Source organism: Rhodanobacter aciditrophus (assembly GCF_050026795.1).
Lineage (GTDB): Bacteria > Pseudomonadota > Gammaproteobacteria > Xanthomonadales > Rhodanobacteraceae > Rhodanobacter_A.
In genome coordinates this window covers 228,628-243,889 of the sequence record NZ_JALBWP010000012.1, presented here as the reverse complement: position 1 = coordinate 243,889, position 15,262 = coordinate 228,628, and the positions used below count along the sequence as shown (strand labels likewise).

General features: G+C 68.5%; 10 protein-coding genes and 1 pseudogene. 6 read left to right on the top strand and 5 right to left on the bottom strand.

Annotation, left to right across the window (positions count from 1 at the left end; all coding sequences use genetic code 11):
• From ACQGNW_RS14150 to ACQGNW_RS14130, 5 genes are all read left to right on the top strand, one after another.
• Positions 1 to 1,455 carry a hydrogenase 4 subunit F gene (locus tag ACQGNW_RS14150; protein WP_426663853.1) on the top strand — a complete coding sequence of 485 codons (1,455 nt, stop codon included), beginning with the start codon at positions 1 to 3 and terminating at the stop codon, positions 1,453 to 1,455.
• 4 nt (positions 1,456 to 1,459) lie between these two features.
• Positions 1,460 to 3,004, top strand: a complete 1,545-nt coding sequence (locus ACQGNW_RS14145; RefSeq protein WP_426663852.1) for a hydrogenase large subunit — start codon at positions 1,460 to 1,462, stop codon at positions 3,002 to 3,004.
• 7 nt (positions 3,005 to 3,011) lie between these two features.
• Positions 3,012 to 3,527, top strand: a complete 516-nt coding sequence (locus ACQGNW_RS14140) for an NADH-quinone oxidoreductase subunit B family protein (protein WP_426663851.1) — start codon at positions 3,012 to 3,014, stop codon at positions 3,525 to 3,527.
• A gap of 76 nt (positions 3,528 to 3,603) precedes the next feature.
• A complete protein-coding gene (locus ACQGNW_RS14135; protein WP_426663850.1) occupies positions 3,604 to 3,852 on the top strand; it encodes a hypothetical protein in 249 nt (82 codons plus the stop codon).
• Positions 3,853 to 4,269: 417 nt separating this feature from the next.
• Complete coding sequence (locus ACQGNW_RS14130; protein ID WP_426663849.1) at positions 4,270 to 4,461, top strand: hypothetical protein; 192 nt, start codon at positions 4,270 to 4,272, stop codon at positions 4,459 to 4,461.
• Positions 4,462 to 4,581: 120 nt separating this feature from the next.
• Here ACQGNW_RS14130 and ACQGNW_RS14125 read toward each other — a convergent pair whose 3' ends face one another.
• Positions 4,582 to 9,990, bottom strand: a complete 5,409-nt coding sequence (locus ACQGNW_RS14125) for an autotransporter-associated beta strand repeat-containing protein (protein WP_426664774.1) — start codon at positions 9,988 to 9,990, stop codon at positions 4,582 to 4,584.
• 3 nt (positions 9,991 to 9,993) lie between these two features.
• Here ACQGNW_RS14125 and ACQGNW_RS14120 point away from each other — a divergent pair, with 3 nt between their 5' ends.
• Entirely contained in the window at positions 9,994 to 10,704 is a 711-nt protein-coding gene (locus ACQGNW_RS14120; RefSeq protein WP_426664796.1) for a hypothetical protein, read from the top strand.
• Between the two features lie 912 nt (positions 10,705 to 11,616).
• On the opposite strand, the pseudogene ACQGNW_RS14115 reads toward ACQGNW_RS14120, so the two are convergent.
• The 4 genes and pseudogenes from ACQGNW_RS14115 to ACQGNW_RS14100 all read right to left on the bottom strand — a co-directional run.
• Positions 11,617 to 11,721 (bottom strand): annotated as a pseudogene (locus ACQGNW_RS14115) (ESPR domain-containing protein); the annotation flags it as partial.
• Between the two features lie 65 nt (positions 11,722 to 11,786).
• The gene (locus ACQGNW_RS14110) at positions 11,787 to 12,599 is read right to left on the bottom strand and encodes a sulfotransferase family protein (protein WP_426663848.1); all 813 of its coding nucleotides are present in this window, start codon (positions 12,597 to 12,599) and stop codon (positions 11,787 to 11,789) included.
• A gap of 106 nt (positions 12,600 to 12,705) precedes the next feature.
• Complete coding sequence (locus ACQGNW_RS14105) at positions 12,706 to 14,541, bottom strand: sensor histidine kinase (protein ID WP_426663847.1); 1,836 nt, start codon at positions 14,539 to 14,541, stop codon at positions 12,706 to 12,708.
• Complete coding sequence (locus ACQGNW_RS14100; protein ID WP_426663846.1) at positions 14,538 to 15,227, bottom strand: response regulator transcription factor; 690 nt, start codon at positions 15,225 to 15,227, stop codon at positions 14,538 to 14,540. Before ACQGNW_RS14100 ends, ACQGNW_RS14105 begins: the two co-directional genes overlap by 4 nt.
• Positions 15,228 to 15,262: the final 35 nt, after the last annotated feature.

The window sequence follows — 15,262 nt, the reverse complement described above, 5'->3', positions numbered from 1 at the left end:
GTGGAGATCGCATGGGTCGTGGGCTTTCCCCTGATCGGCGCCGCGCTGCTGGCCGCGCTCGGCGCGCAACGCCGTGCCGCCGAGCTCAACGTCGCGATCAGCCTGGCGACCCTGCTGGCGGCGGCTGCGCTGGTGGTCCGCGTCATCCGGGGCGGGGCGATGAGCGCGTTCGATGAGCAGTTCTTCATCGACCCGTTCAACGTGTTCCTGGTTGCGTTGACGGCGCTGGTCGGCTTCACCACCGCGGTGTTTTCGCGCCCCTACATGCGCATCGAGGCGGCGCATGGGCGCCTGACGGCAGGGCGGCTGCGGCTTTACCACAGCATGTACCAGTTGTTCATGGCCGCCATGCTGGTGGCCCTGACGACCAACAACCTGGGCTTCCTCTGGGTGGCGATGGAGGCGGCCACGCTGTCGACCGTCCTGCTCGTGTCGCTGTACCGCACCCGGGCGAGCATCGAGGCCGCGTGGAAATACTTCATCCTCTGCGGTGTCGGGATCGCCCTGGCGCTGTTCGGCACGATCCTGGTGTATGTGGCCGCCGAGGGGCGGCTGGGTGGTGGCGGCATGTCCGCGCTGCTGTGGACCCACCTCGACGCGGTCAAGAGCCAGCTGGAACCCACCGTGATTGGCCTGGCCTTCGTCTTCCTCCTGGTGGGCTATGGCACCAAGGTGGGATTGGCACCGCTGCACAACTGGCTGCCGGATGCGCATGCGGAAGGTCCGACGCCGGTTTCGGCCGTCCTCTCGGGCCTTCTTCTCAACGTGGCGCTGTACGCCGTCCTGCGCTGCAAGATCATCGCGGACGGTGCGCTGCATTCGGCCTTGCCCGGGCGCATGCTGATGGGCTTCGGGCTGCTTTCCACGGTATGGGCGACGTTCTTCCTCTGGCGCCAACGCGACATCAAGCGGTTGTTCGCGTATTCGTCCATCGAGCACATGGGCATCATGACCTTCGCCTTCGGCATGGGCGGCCCGGTCGCCAGCTTCGCGGGACTACTGCACATGACCGTGCACTCGCTGACGAAGTCGGCGATCTTTTTCGCGGCAGGGCACGCGACCCAGGCCGCCGGCACGCAGCGCATGGAGGGCATCCGCGGGCTGCTCGCCACCCATCCCAGCGTGGGCTGGGGGTTGATGCTCGGCACGCTGGCCATACTCGGCATGCCGCCGTTCGGCGTCTTTGCCAGCGAGTACCTTGTGCTGACGACGGCGATGCGCGATCACCCCTGGGCCACGCCGATCCTGCTCATCGCACTGGCTGTCGCCTTCGCGGCCATCTTCGGACGCGTGCAACCGATGGTGTTCGGCGACACGCAGACGCCATCGCTGCCGCATCCGCCGTCGCTGCTGCCGGTCTTCGTCCATCTGGTTCTGGTATTGGCGTTGGGCATCAGTATCCCGGCTGCACTCTCCGGGTGGTACCGCCTGGCGGCGCAACTATTCGCGGGGTAGCGACATGTCGTTGGAGCTCATTGCGCGTGAAGGCCTGCCATTGCCCGCGAACGTTCCCGCGCGGCGCCTGGTGGTGGACGCACCGCAGTGGACGACGGTCGCCCGGCAGCTGCATGAAACCGGCGCGGGCTTGCTCACGCTATGGGGGGCGGACGACCGCGACCGTAGCGGCCGGTTCCATGTTTTCGCCGCCTTCCTGTCGGCGGGCCAGGCGGTGGTGCTTCAACTGGCTCTGGCGGGTGATCGCCCGGTCTATCCGTCGCTGGAACGCTGGTTTCCCGTCGCCGGCCGCCTGCAGCGGGCCATCCACGACCTGCTGGGCATCGCGGTCGACGAGGGCGACAGACGCCCGTGGCTGCGCCATGGCGGCTGGCCGGAGCACCACTTCCCGCTGCGCAAGGACGTCGCCGCTGGCGACATCCGTCCCGGCACGCCGGGACCGTACCCGTTCGTGCGCGTGAGCGGAGACGGCGTGCACGAGATTCCGGTCGGCCCGATTCACGCAGGTACCATCGAACCGGGACACTTCCGGTTTTCCGTCGTCGGCGAAAAGGTGCTGCGCCTGGAAGTGCGCCTGGGTTACGCCCACAAGGGCGTGGCCAAGCGCTTCGAAGCCTTGCCCTTGCTGGAAGGCCACCGGCTGGCGGCCCGGATCTGCGGGGACAGTGCCGTGGCCTATTCGTGGGCCTACTGCGCCGCGCTGGAGGCCATCGCAGGCGCGGCCGCATCGCCGCGCGCGGTCCATCTGCGCGCGCTGGCCCTGGAGCGGGAGCGTATCGCCAATCACGTGGGCGACCTGGGCGCGCTCGGCAACGATGCCGGCCTTGCCTTCGGCCTGACGCAGTTCTCGGCGCTGAAGGAACGGATGCTGCGCCTCAACCACGAGGTCTTCGGCCAGCGCTATCTGATGGACTACGTCGTCCCGGGTGGCGTGCGGTCCGACGTGGGACCGCGCCTGGTCCGCCTGTTGCTGGATGAGGCCGCCGCCATCGAACGCGACGTGGTGGCGCTGCGGGCGATCTACGACGAACACGCCGGGCTGCAGGATCGCTTCAAGGGGGCGGGTCAGCTCACCCCGTCGACTGCGAAAGCGCTGGGGGCGATCGGCCTGGTGGGGCGCGCCTCGGGCATCGAGCAGGACCTGCGCGTGGCGATGCCGTGGGCGCCGTATGGCGACCTGCGCACCGTCGCGGCACTACGGGTGGAAGGTGACGTCGCAGCGCGAGTCCAGCTGCGCTTCGATGAAGTCATGGAGTCGCTGCGACTCGGCCGGCTCCTGCTCGAACAACTGCCGCAGGGGGCGACGTCGACGGCGATTCCCGGCGGCGTGAAGGACGCGATCGGCCTTGGCGTCATCGAGGGCTGGCGGGGGCCGGTGATGGTGGCGCTCGAAGCGGAAGCGCCGTCCGCGATCCGGCGCTGCCACGTCCATGACCCGTCCTGGCAGAACTGGCCGTCGATCGAGCACGCGATCGTCGGCAACATCGTGCCCGACTTTCCCCTCATCAATAAGTCGTTCAACCTTGCCTACAGCGGCCACGACGGGTGACTCGACCATGTTGGATATCATGAAGCGCATTCTTCGCACCGGGATGCTGAGCGAGGCATTGCCCGGGTCCGAGGAGCACCGGGTCCACGTTGGGACCATCCACGAGCGCCTCCACGACGTGTTCGGACGCGCGCTGCGTATTCGCCATGTGGATGCAGGCTCCTGCAACGGTTGCGAGCTGGAAATCCAGGCGCTCGGCAACCCGTACTACAACCTCGAAGGCGCGGGCATCGCCTTCGTGGCGAGCCCGCGCCACGCCGATGTATTGATGGTGACGGGCCCTGTTTCCGTCAACATGGAGGAAGCGCTCAAGCAGGCGTACGAGGTCATGCCCGAACCCAAGTGGGTGATCGCAGTGGGGGACTGCGGCGTCTGCGGCGGCATCTTCGGGACCAGCTACGCCTCGCGCGGGGCCGTGGCCAACGTCATTCCGGTCGACGCGACGGTACCGGGGTGCCCACCCACGCCACTGGCATTGCTGCAGGGCTTGCTGCTTGTGACCTCTTCCCCAAGGCAGTCGTGATATCGCTGTATTGGATCGGTGCGACCACTTGCGATGTTCCCGCAACTTCCGAAGTTGGCAGACAGGGGAGTGGAACTTGGCGGCGACTTTTGCATGGCTGACGGTCATCATCGACGGTGTGACGGCTGCCGTCTTTCTTCGCGTCGGTTACGTAACCGCCTACCGTTATCTGACGATTACAGGTGCCGTGCTCATGAGCACGGTTGCGCTAATGATCGGTGCAATCCTTGTCGACAATCCCGATCTCGTATCGTGTAGCTATGCCCTCGGCTGGGTGACCTGCTTCATCGGTTTGGGGCTGATTGTGCGCCAGTTGAGGCGCTAGGTTTTGAGGGTGAGCGGCATCCCTCTCCCGCCGTCGTCAGCCTTCGCCATTCGCCATTAGACAGCCGGCAGAACCGTACGATTAATCGAAGTTGTCTTCAGTCCGTATGCTGACCTCGGCAACGGGCGTTGATCGAGTCGTCCATCCACCGCGAGGATCAACGTGCGGCCTGGCCTGTCTTGAGCCACACGCTGAAAATCGACCACAGTGCTCAGCCCAACTTGCTGGTCATTGCTGTCAGGCGGAGAGAGACGGCCACCGATAAGGGCGCGTTATCGAGGGTAGGGGACGGCCGCTCTCGACCCGTCTCGGCCAGTCGCGAATGGCTGCTTTCGGGAAGGTCCTTCTTCAACGCCTGAGCTCAGCCGTCGGCAGCCCGCGCAGCGGGTTGACGGTCGGGCCTATCCGGGACTGATCGTGCTGACTGCATTGTTCGCGGCCTGCCAGCTTTGCCACATGGCTGTGGCGGGCCTCTCGTCGAGCTATCTCGGGTTGGCGCTGTTCGATCTGCTGATCATCGCCCTCACCGCCGTGGAGTACGCCAAGCTGCGCTCGCATCCCCGCCGCGTGCGGCGCACGTCGCCGACACGCCATGACCGGCAGGCGTGAGGGCGTGGCCGCAAGTGGATGATGCACCGGCGGCATTCCTGGGCCGCCGTCCCGAGAGAGCCGCTGCTGGCCGCTCGGTGAGAAAAGAGTGGCCATCCCTGGCCATCCCCCCTTTCAACCTCAGAACTTCCAGTCGAGGCTGATGCGGGCGGACTGGTCGGTGGTGTGCTGGCCGAACTGTCCCTGGTAGCTGCCGTTCACCGAGACCTCGGGCGCGATGGTGAAGCTGAGGCCGGCGTTGACCACGCCTGCATCCTTCGCCACCGGCAGGCCGGCGATGGCGAAGCTGCCGCCGCCGCTCTGGAAGCGCATCGTGTCCACGGGCAGGGTGTCGCCCCAGGCATGCTGCCAGCCGAGGCTGGCGTGGGCGTGCAGGCCGTGGTCCGGCGCGCCGAGATCGAACGTGGCGCGCAGGCCCAGCGTGCCGTAGCCGAGGGTGCTGTGCTGCGAGGCCACGTCCAGCGCCGCCGGTGTGCCGTGCTCCATGATCGTCGGAGTGTTCAGCCGCTCCACGGCCAGGTTCGCGAACGGCGCCAGCGTGGCGTGGCCATGCACGAACGGCAGGCTGGCATCGGCGTAGGCCTGCGCGGTGTGCGCGTGGTAGCTGCTGACGGCGGTGCCGTTGAACCTGCCGAAGCCGATGAGGCGGTTCGTGTCCACCTTCTGCCAGCCGTAGATCGCGCCGCCCTGCCATTGCAGCGCGCCGGTCTGCAGGCTGCCGTATACGCCCAGGTGCTGGTCGACGACGTGCGACGAGGAGCCCAGCGCGTTGATGCGTGCCGAGCCTTGCCCTGTGCCCATCACTGCACCGAGCCGAGCCGTCCCGTCCACCGGCAGGTCGGCGCCGACCAGGAAGCCGCTGCCGTCGGCGGCAAGGTCGGACGCGTTGTCGCCGCCGTCATGGCTGTCCCAGTGGCCCCACACGGCCGTCCAGGCGGTGACGCCGCTGGCGTCGGTGACGTTCAGGCCGTTCGCGTTGTTGCCCTGGCCGGCGAGATGCGCGTTGATCGCATCGCGCACGTAATGGTCATTGTCGGCGACAGCGGTGCGGGTGGAGGCGTGGATCTCGCCACTCAACTGATCGAAGGCGTGACGGGCGGCGGGCGCGTCCAGCACCACCAGTGCGTCGTAGACCGGGTTGCCGAAGCCCAGCGCATTCGCCGTCGTTGCCACGGCGGTCTGGTTGGGTGTCTGCACCACGCTGTTGAAGTTGATGTCGTTGCGCTGTAGCGACAGCGTCACCGCGTTCGTGGCGTAGCTCAGCACGGGCGTGAGGAAGGCCAGGTTGACGCCGGTCGAGGCGAACTGGCCGCTGATGCCACCGGCGGCGGTGAGCACGGTGTAGTCCGTGCGCGGTGCCCAGGTGCCGGTGTCGGCCAGCACCAGCGCCGTGCCTGCCAGGGTTGCCGCGCCGCCGACATTCAGCAGGCTGGCCTGGCCGCCCGGAGTGGCTTCCACCTCGAACACGCCGTTGACGGCCTGGGTGTAGTTGCCCTGGATCGTCAGCGTGCCGATCGAGCCGCCCGCCCATACGGTGCCATCATTGGTGACGTTGCCGCCGATCGTGCCGTGGCCGCGCAGCGTGCCGCCGCCTGCCACGGTGACATTGCCGCCGAGCACCGCCGAAGGCGTACCCGCATCGCCCACTTCCAGCGTGCCGGCGTTGACGGCAGTGGAGCCTGTGAACGCACCGTTGTTGCTGTTCAGGACCAGCGTGCCGGCACCGGTCTTGGCGAAGCTGCCGGTCCCGCTGATCGCATGGCTGAAGGTGCCGTCGTTGGCCTGGTCGAAGACCAGCGCTGCGTTGTCGGTGACGGCACCGGGCAGGCTGGTGCCGTCGACCACCAGCGTACCGGCGCTGATCGTGGTGCTGCCGGTGTAGGTGTTGGCGCCTGTCAGCGTGAGCGTGCCGCTGCCCTTTTGCACCAGCGAGCCATTGCCGGAAACCACGCCGGCGAAGCTCACCGCATCGCTGCGGTCGAAAGCCAGCGAGCCGTTGTTCGCCACGTTGCCGGCGATCGCGCCCGCGGTACCGCCGTTGCCCAACTGCAAGATGCCGGCCGCGATCGTGGTGCCTCCGGAATACGTGTTGGTGCCGCTGAGGATCAATGTGCCGCCGCCGCTCTTGGTGAGCGCACCAGTGCCGACAATCACACCGGAGACGGTGAAATTGGCATCGGTCTGCAGCGTGCCGCTGCCCGCAAGGCTGATGGATCGTGCGGTGGCGAATGCCGCGTTGTTCTCCAATGTTCCGCCGCTCATCGCGATGGCGTTCGACGCTGCCCCCAGATTGGCGTCGCTCGATACCGACAGCGTGCCGCCGTTGACGGTGGTCGTGCCGGTGTAGGTATTGGCGCCGGCCAGCACCAGGGTGCCGAGGTCGGCCTTGGTGAGTCCCGCGCTGCCGGCAATGACGCTGTCGATCGTCGCCGTCATGCCGGCGCTGCTGCCATCTCCCACGCGGATCACCGGAGCGACGCCGCCGTTGGCCGCGAGGGTCAGCGTGTCGCCGCCCAGGGTGTAGCCATTCGTGGCGAACTGCAGACCCGCTACACTCACGCTGCCGGCGCTGTCGTCCACACTCACCGTGCCAAGCGTACCGCCGAAGACGGCAAAGCTCGGTTGTGGCGACATCGGGCCGTTCGGCACGGTACCGGTCGCATCCGTCCACACCTGCGAACTGGTGGACCAGGTGCCGCTACCGCCGCCCATCTGTGTGGACGTAGCCAGGCCATTCGCGTTCCACGCGCTTACCGTGTACCCCGTGGTGTCCACGAGGTTGATCTGTTTCTGCCCCGTCAGGTTCTGCAGGAACAGCGCCTGACCTGCCGGCGTGCTACCCAGGCTCAGGCCACCGTTCGTTTCCGTCAGCGTGCCACCGTAGCTGAAGACGGTGTACAGGCCCGGCTCCATGCCGCCCGCATCGGTGACGTTGAGCGTAGCGCCGTTGAGGACGAGGTTGCCGCCCACGGTCACGCTGTCGCCCATGCCGGCGGTCTGGAAGCCTGCGCCCGGCGCGCCGAAGGCGAAGTTCATCTGGCTGCCCTGCGCGGCGGTGAAGTCGCTGGCGACGGAGAGCGTGCCGATGGAATCGCCCGGCGTCACGATACCGCCGGATTGCACGTCGACATTGCCGCCGATCGAGCCGTGGCCGCGCAGCGTGGCATTCGCATACACCGTCACGTTGCCGCCCAGCGTGGCGCCGTTGCCGGCGACGCTGCCGACCACCAGCGTGCCGGCGGCCACCGTGGTGCTGCCGGCAAAGCCGTTGCTGTTGCCGTCCAGCGCCAACGTGCCGGCACCGATCTTGGTCAGCATGCCGCTGCCGGAAATCGCGCCGCCGTAGGTGCCGTCGCTGGTCTGGTCGAACACGACCCCCACCGGCGCGCTGCCGGACGGCAGGAACGCGATATTGCCGGTCAGCGCAGTCGCATCGCCCTGCAGCGTGCCACCGGTGATCGTCCAGTTCTCGCCGGTCGCTCCGTTGTTGGCGCCGGAGCCAGTCAGTGTCCATGTGCTGTTGCCGGTTTTCTCGAATGCATGGAAGCCGACGTACTGCGTGCCGGCGTAGCTGCCGGGCAGTGCGGCCACGATGTCGGAGGCGTTGAACGTGCCATTGCCGGTCGCGCCGGCGCCCGTGCCGTCGCCGCCCAGCACCAGCGTGTCGCCGGCCTGTTGCAGGCCGGTCGTCACGTTGGTGCCGGCTTGCGTGCCGCTGGTCGATACCACGTTGCCGCTGAAGCTGTAGCCGTTCTCCAGCGTCAGGATGTTGCCACCGCCGGAAAGGTCGACGGCGTCGGCCTGCGCGCCGCTGCCGCCATTGGCCTTGCCGCCGGCGATGAGAGTGTCGGTGGTGATGCTGGCATTGCCGGTACTGACGGCGCCGACACCGCCTGGGCCGCCTGATCCAGACCAAACGTCGTTGGCGCCGTTGCCGCCGATGACGCAGTCATCGATCAGTGCAAAGCCACTTCCCTGGACACCGATGCCGCCGCTGCCACCGATGCCGTTGACGAGGCCTTGGCCGCCGCTGCCACCATTACCGCCGATGACGCTACCGTCGGTCAGCGTGAAACCATTCCCCTGGACACCGATGCCGCCCGCACCGCCCGCTCCTCCATTTCCGACTGTACCGTTGATGACAAAGCCGCCGCCCCGCCCGCCATAGCCACCGCTGCCACCGGTGATGCGGCCTTCGGTCAGTACGAAATCATTCCCCTGGATACCGGGGCCGCCGTTGCCGCCGTTACCACCATTGCCGCCTTTGCCACCGTATGTGTAGCCGTAGCCGCCGCGGCCACCCGTACCGCCGCTGCCACCGCTGCCCCCGGTGATGACGCCGTCGCCGGTCAGCGCGAAACCGCTGCCCTGAATGCCGTTGCCGCCGTTGCCGCCCCGGCCGCCAGTGCCGCCAGCGCCGCCGAAAGCGCCGGATTGGCCATCGCTGCCTCGGCCGCCGTAGTTGCCTGCGCCGCCAGCGACGGTGCTTTGCGCCTGGATCGACAATGCGGTGTTGGCCATCCCGGTGACGGCGGTGCCGCCATCGCCACCGGCGCCGCCGGCGGCGCCAGTAAAGGGAATGGCCGAGCTTCCCGCGGAACCCTTGGAGCCGACGATGGTGGCGGCGGTGGTGGCGTCGCCCACCTGCAAAGGGCCGCCGGCGACCGTCCATGCCACCCCGTTGCTGCTGCCGGTGTAGGTCAGCGCGCCGCTGCCCTGCTGGGTTACCGTGCCGGTGCCCGTGATGTTGCCCGCAAAGGTGCTGGCGAGGGTGTTGTTGAAAACCAACGCGGCGTTGTCGGTGATGTTGCCGGCGAGTGTGGCATCGCCGCCGCTGGCACCGGTGCCCATCTGCAGGGTGCCGGCGCTGATCGTCCATGGCGTGGCTGCCGTGCTGCTGCCGGTCAGCGTCCAGGTGCTGTTGCCGGTTTTCGCGAAGGCGTTGAAGCCGACGAATTGCGTGCCCGCGTAAGTGGGCGACAGCGTGGCGAAGACCTGTGCCAGGTCGAAGCTGCCGTTGCCGGTCGCGCCGGTGCCCGCGCTGTCGCCGCCCAGCGCCAGCGTGTCGCCGCCGTTGCTCGTGCCGCTGGCGCTGACCACGTTGCCGGTGAAGCTGTAGCCGTGCTCCAGCGTCAGCGTGTTGCCGCCGCCGGAAAGGTCGACGGCGTCGCCTTGCACCGGGGTCGCGTCGCCGCTGAGGCCGCCGCCTATGCGGCCTGCGCTGACAATGGCGTCATTGCCGCTGGCCACCACGCCAACGCCGGCGGCTCCCCCGGATACGCCAAGGAACGGGTCCAGGGCATAGCTGCCGCCGTTGCCGCCAGTGATGCGGCCGCTGCCGGCATTGGACAGGGTCGAACCTGCAGCCAGCGTAATGCCCGCCCCGCCATTGCCGCCTTCGCCCCGGCTGGTGGTGATAGTTGCATCTCCTCCCGGGCCGCCCGAGCCGCCTGCGACGAGGCCGCTATTGCTGACGACCGAACCGCCGCCCACCGTCAAGCCCGTACCGCCGTTGCCACCAAAAGACACGGTGTGCGCCAGATTGATCCCTTGCCCGGCGCCGCCTTCGATGCTGCCCGCGTTGATCAGGGTCGAACCGTCACCCAGACTGGCGCCACCGCCGCCGGAGCCACCAACTACGCTGATACCGGTCTGCTGAGCCAGGATCGCGAGATTTCCGCCGTCGCCGCCGCTCACCGCGCCATCGTTCACCACTTGGGAACCAGCGCCCAAGGCAAGGCCTGCGCCACCGTCGCCAGAGACCGTGGATTCTGTGGTCTGGGCTGTTGCACCACCGTTGCCGCCGGTGATCGTGGCGCCGGCATCATTGGTGACGGTAGCCGCGGCCGCCGAAAAAACGGCGATGCCGCCCGCACCGCCACTGCCCCCTCCTTGAACGGTCACGCCCCCGCCGGGGAGGGGGGTTATCGTCGCACCGGCAAGGCCGCCTTCACCGCCTTGTCCCCCGGCGATCAGCGCATGATTCGCCACGCTAGCCGAGTTGGCGAGCGAGATGCCAAGACCACCGGCACCACCTGCTGCGCCGGCGGAGCTCGACCCTATGACGGCACCGCTGGAGGCGCCACCGGTGCCGCCGGCGCCACCTTGGACCTGGCCATAGTTCGCGACGGCGATGGCATCGGCCGCCACGCCAGTGCCTCCAAGCCCGCCTGCACCGCCAGGGGGAGCCACCAGGCCGCCGCCGCTTTGGCCACCAGTGCCACCGGCGCCGCCCAGCAGTGATCCGTGGTTTTCCAGACTGTAACCGCCGGTCAGCGAACCCGTCGCCTTGATGCCGGCGCCGCCGTTGCCGCCGCTACCGCCCAATCCTCCCGCGCTGCCGCTTTCGCCGAGCCCGCCGGTCCCGCCTGCGCCGCCCTGAAACGTGGCGCGGATGAGTGCGCTGGTGTTGTTCAAATAGGCTGCAGTCCCGCCGTTGCCGCCATCGCCGCCATTGCCGCCATAGAAGCTCGATATGTTGCTGCTGCTGCCGCCGCCAGCTCCTCCCGCTCCGCCGCTGACTGCCCCGGTAAAGGTCTTCAGGCCCGATTGAAGGATGACCAAGCCATAACCGCCCTGGCCGCCGCCACCGCTGCCACCCGCGTTGCCTGCCGATGCCGACGTTCCTGTGCCGATGCCTGTGCCGCCGGCTCCGCCCATGCCTCCTTGTCCGCCGATGAACGTATTGGACAGCGTGGCGCCGGCGAGGCCGATGGCAGTAAAGGCATTGGCACCGCCGCCGCCACCGCCGCCGCCACCACCGCCATAGGTCGTGCCTGAAGCCGACACGCCGTCGCCGCCATTGCCGCCGCCGCCACCGATGACCGTGGTGACGCCGCCCCCCGTGCTGCTGGTCGAACCGGTACCGGCAGCCCCGCCGGCGCCCCCTCCGTTTCCTGCGGAGCTGCTGCCGCCCGCGCCACCGGTGGCCCCCATTCCGCCACCGCCGCCGCCGTATCCGCCTCCTTGAACGGTCTGCGTGCTGACGGTGGATACGACACCCGTGGCGCCGGCGCTTCCCGCCTGTCCCGCAACACTGCCTCCCGCGCCACCCTTGGCGGGGGTCCCCGCAATAGCGCTGCCTGATGCCAGGAGTGCGGCGAGTGCGACGGCACAGGCCAGCACCAGCGCACGCTGGCGCAGTACGCCCGGCCCCGGGCCTGCCGCTCCACCGCCGGACTCACCGCTGCGCGTGAGCTCCGAAGCGACTTGCTGGATGTGCAGCGCGCGGTTCCAGACGAGGCGGTAGATGCGGTTCATGGCGGACTCCCCCTGGAGTGCGACGAAATGGTGTTGGTGAAGGACGGTGTGACGGGCAGATCGCGTCAGACGACGCGCAGCTCTGCAGGCAGGCGCTGCGGGTCGTTCCAGAAGGCGTCGCCGGCGAAGCGCTGGAACAGGTCGGGCGGCAGCAGGGTCTTGCGCGGCTCGGCCTTCACCTGGCCGCGCACGGTGTGCAGGCCCGGCGTGCCGGCGCGGCGGTCGAACTCGGCCACGTCGTAGTCGACGTGCTGGAAGTCGTGCGGGAAGAGCGGCTCGCCGATGAAACCGTAGATGGCCTCCAGCGCCCGCGCCGGCTGGCTGGCGAGGGTTTCATAGCGCACCAGCAGCAGGCGGTCGGCCTGGGCGCCATAGCAGGCCTGCTTCAGGGCGTCGTAGGCAGCGCCCACCATGCCGTCAGCGCCGGCCACGCCATTGGCGCGGGTGTACACGGTGCCGCCCGGCGTGTAGTTGAAGATCGACGAGGGGCTGTAGAGGTTCTTCTGCACCAGCCGCTCGATGCTGTCGATGACCCACGGCATCTCGCGCACGCAGGCGATGACCTTCGCCTCGGGAAACATATCGGCGATGACCGGCATGCGCGCGCACCAGGCGCGGCTGGTGTCGAATACCACCTCGGCCGTGCTGTCGGCGTAGTACTCGTCGAACAGCGCGCGGAGGATGCGGCGGCGCCTAGCGTCATTGAGGAAGACGGCGAACTCGTTGCGCTCGCTCATCTCGCCCAGCAGCGCGCCGAACATGCCGGCCAGCGGGCTGCTCATGCCGGCGTGGAAGCGCGGGTTCTGGCGCAGCAGGGCGGCCAGCAGGGTCGAGCCCGAGCGCGGCAGGCCCGAGATGAAATGGATACGTTGCAACATTGGCTTGCCTCTCCCGGATGGCGCGCCCTTGGGCGCCGCTTTGTGAGCGGCGTCACGCTATTCGGGAGGGGAGGGCTTGGGTATCCCCGAAATTAGGGGTGCCGGATCAAGCCAGCGGGCATTCCAGAAGCAGGGCGGCACCCGCGCCGGGCGTCGCCTGGATGGCGAGCCGGCCGCCGAGGCGGGCTGCGCGGCTGCGCAGGCTGGCGAGGCCGGCGCCGTTCGAACGGTGATCGGCGGGATCAAAGCCGCGTCCGTCGTCGCGCACCTCGGCATGCAGATGCGCGCCCTCATGACGCACGCAAAGTTCGACGCGGCAGGCGCCGCTGTGCTTGAGCACATTGGTCAGCGCCTCCTGCAGGAAGCGCAGCAGCTCCAGGCTGCGGGCGGGACCCAACTGCAGGCCGTCGAGCCCATCCAGTCGCCAGCAGACGTCGATGCCGGCCAGTTCCAGGCGCTGGTCCCAGCGGTGGCGCAGCGCCGCCAGCAGGCCGGCCAGATCCAGGTCCTGCGCCTGGGTGGTGGTGTCGATCACCAGGCGCAGGTCGTCGCGCAGTTCGCGCAGGGTGGCGGTGGTCGCGGCGGCCTCGGCCGAAGGCGTGCGTTCGAGCCGGGCGATGGCCGCGACCAGGCTGCCGCCGAAGCCGTCGTGCAGGTCGCGCACCAGGTTCAGGCGCTCGCCGCTGCGCGCGTTGGTCACGGTGAGCGCGTGCTCGCGCTCCAGCGTCTGGCGCAGCTGCGCGGTGGCGGTGTCCACTTCGCGGCGCAGCTCCAGGTTGAAGCCTTCCGTGCGGCGCATGGCGGCGGAGAAGCGGTGGGCCAGCACGAAGCCCATGCCGACCAGGGTCAGCGGCGAGGCCAGCGCGGCGATGTAGCCGCTGGCGCGGATCAGTCCGTAGAACGCCAGTACGTCGTGGATGGACACGAACATCGGCAGCAGCATGCAGGCGGCGAGCACCCGCTGCTCGGTGCGACCCTTGCGTACCGCGTAGACAGCGAACAGCAGGGTAGAACTATAGGAAAGGGTCACGCCGGCCACGCCGGGAACGCCGCGCCAGGCGCCGGCGCTGGCGGGGGAAAGCAGCGTCCACGCGACGATCATCGCCAGCGACAGCCAGAGGGCGGCTTCCGTGCGCGGCCAGCGGCGCCCGCAGTAGCGCAGCAGAAAGGTCAGGAAGCTGATCAGTCCGGCGAAGTAGAACACCGAATTCCAAGCCTGGAAGGCATCAGTGCTGGTGAAGGGCCATGGGCTGGTGGCGACGTAGTTCCAGGCCCATGCCGACGACAGCAAGGTGCTGAGTGCGAACCAGCCGTAGGTGGTGTCGCGGCGGCGGAACAGCCACAGCATCAGGAACAGTCCGCCCAGCACCAGGTTGACCGCCATGCTGAACAGGCGCACCTGGTAGCGGGTGAAGCGGCCGGCGGCGAAGCGTTGCTGGAGCACGCCCGGGTCGCCCACCTCCACGGTGCCGAAGCCGGGCTGGTAGGCCGACAGGCCCGAGACGCGCACCAGCAGGGTGTTCTCGCCCGCGCGCAGCAGCGGCCTGTCGAGCAGGAAGTACTGCGGCTGCGTCCAACTGCGCGAAAGCGGCTCGACCAGGTCAGGGTCGCGGTGGAGCAGGCTGCCGTTGACGTAGACTGCATCGGCCAGGCACACGTAATCCAGCAGCAGCCCTGCCGGGGCGTCGGCGTCTGCTTGGTTCCAGCGCAGGCGGTACCACACCACGCCGTCGTGGTGCGGCCAGCGGCTGGTCCAGAAATCCATCAGCTTGACCGGCGTCCAGCCGGTGGCGGGCGGCGCCGCGGCATTCCAGTCCGAAGGCGCGGCCTCGGCGTGGTCCAGCACCTGCACGGCGGGCGGTGGCGTCGGGCGGCCGGCCGCGCCGGTGGCGAACGCCAGCAACAGGCCCAGCACCGCAGCCCGGTGCAGCCAGGGCTTCAACGCAACAGCCCCAGCGCCCTGGCCTCGAACACTGCCGCGGTGCGCGAGTTCACCGCCAGCTTGCGGTAGATGCTTTTGGTGTAGCCCTCGATGGTGAAGCGCGAAAGATCGGTGGCGCTGGCGATCTCCCGGTTGCTGAGGCCGCGGGCCACCAGATGCAGCACTTCCACCTCACGCTCGGACAAGGTATCGGGGGAGGCCCCAGGCGAGGCATCGGCTGCATTCGCCGCCGGCTTGGCGTTGGGCAGCAGGGTGAGGATGCGCCGGGCCACGAAGGGATCGATCAGCGCACCGCCGCGGCGGATGCTTTGCAGCGCGAGTTCCAGTTCGACGTCATCGCGCTCTTTCAGCAGATAGCCGATCGCGCCTGCCTGCAAGGCCGCAAGCACGGTCTCCTCGTCGCCCCAGGCGGAGATCACCACGGTCGGCACGTCAGGGTGGTGGTCTTGCAACCATCGGATCAGGTCGACGCCGCTGCCGTCGGGCAGGCCGATATCGACCAGGGCGAGGCGCGGAACCTGCGCGGCGATCCACGCCTTGGCCTCGGCGATACTGCCGGCGGTACCGATGTCATGCACGCCGCCGTGGCCCAGACCGGCAAGCAGGCGCGCGAGACGCTGCTGCGTCGTGGCGTCGTCCTCTACGATCAGCGCCGGATCGAGTTCGATGCCGTCGGTCGTTCCCATGCTCTGCATTCACCCCTGCGTGATGACGCCATTAT

Coding starts and splice junctions, on each gene's coding strand:
- ACQGNW_RS14145 (WP_426663852.1), top strand. CDS start 1,460: ATGTCGTTGGAGCTCATTGCGCGTGAAGGCCTGCCATTGCCCGCGAAC.
- ACQGNW_RS14140 (WP_426663851.1), top strand. CDS start 3,012: ATGTTGGATATCATGAAGCGCATTCTTCGCACCGGGATGCTGAGCGAG.
- ACQGNW_RS14110 (WP_426663848.1), bottom strand. CDS start 12,599: ATGTTGCAACGTATCCATTTCATCTCGGGCCTGCCGCGCTCGGGCTCG.
- ACQGNW_RS14100 (WP_426663846.1), bottom strand. CDS start 15,227: ATGGGAACGACCGACGGCATCGAACTCGATCCGGCGCTGATCGTAGAG.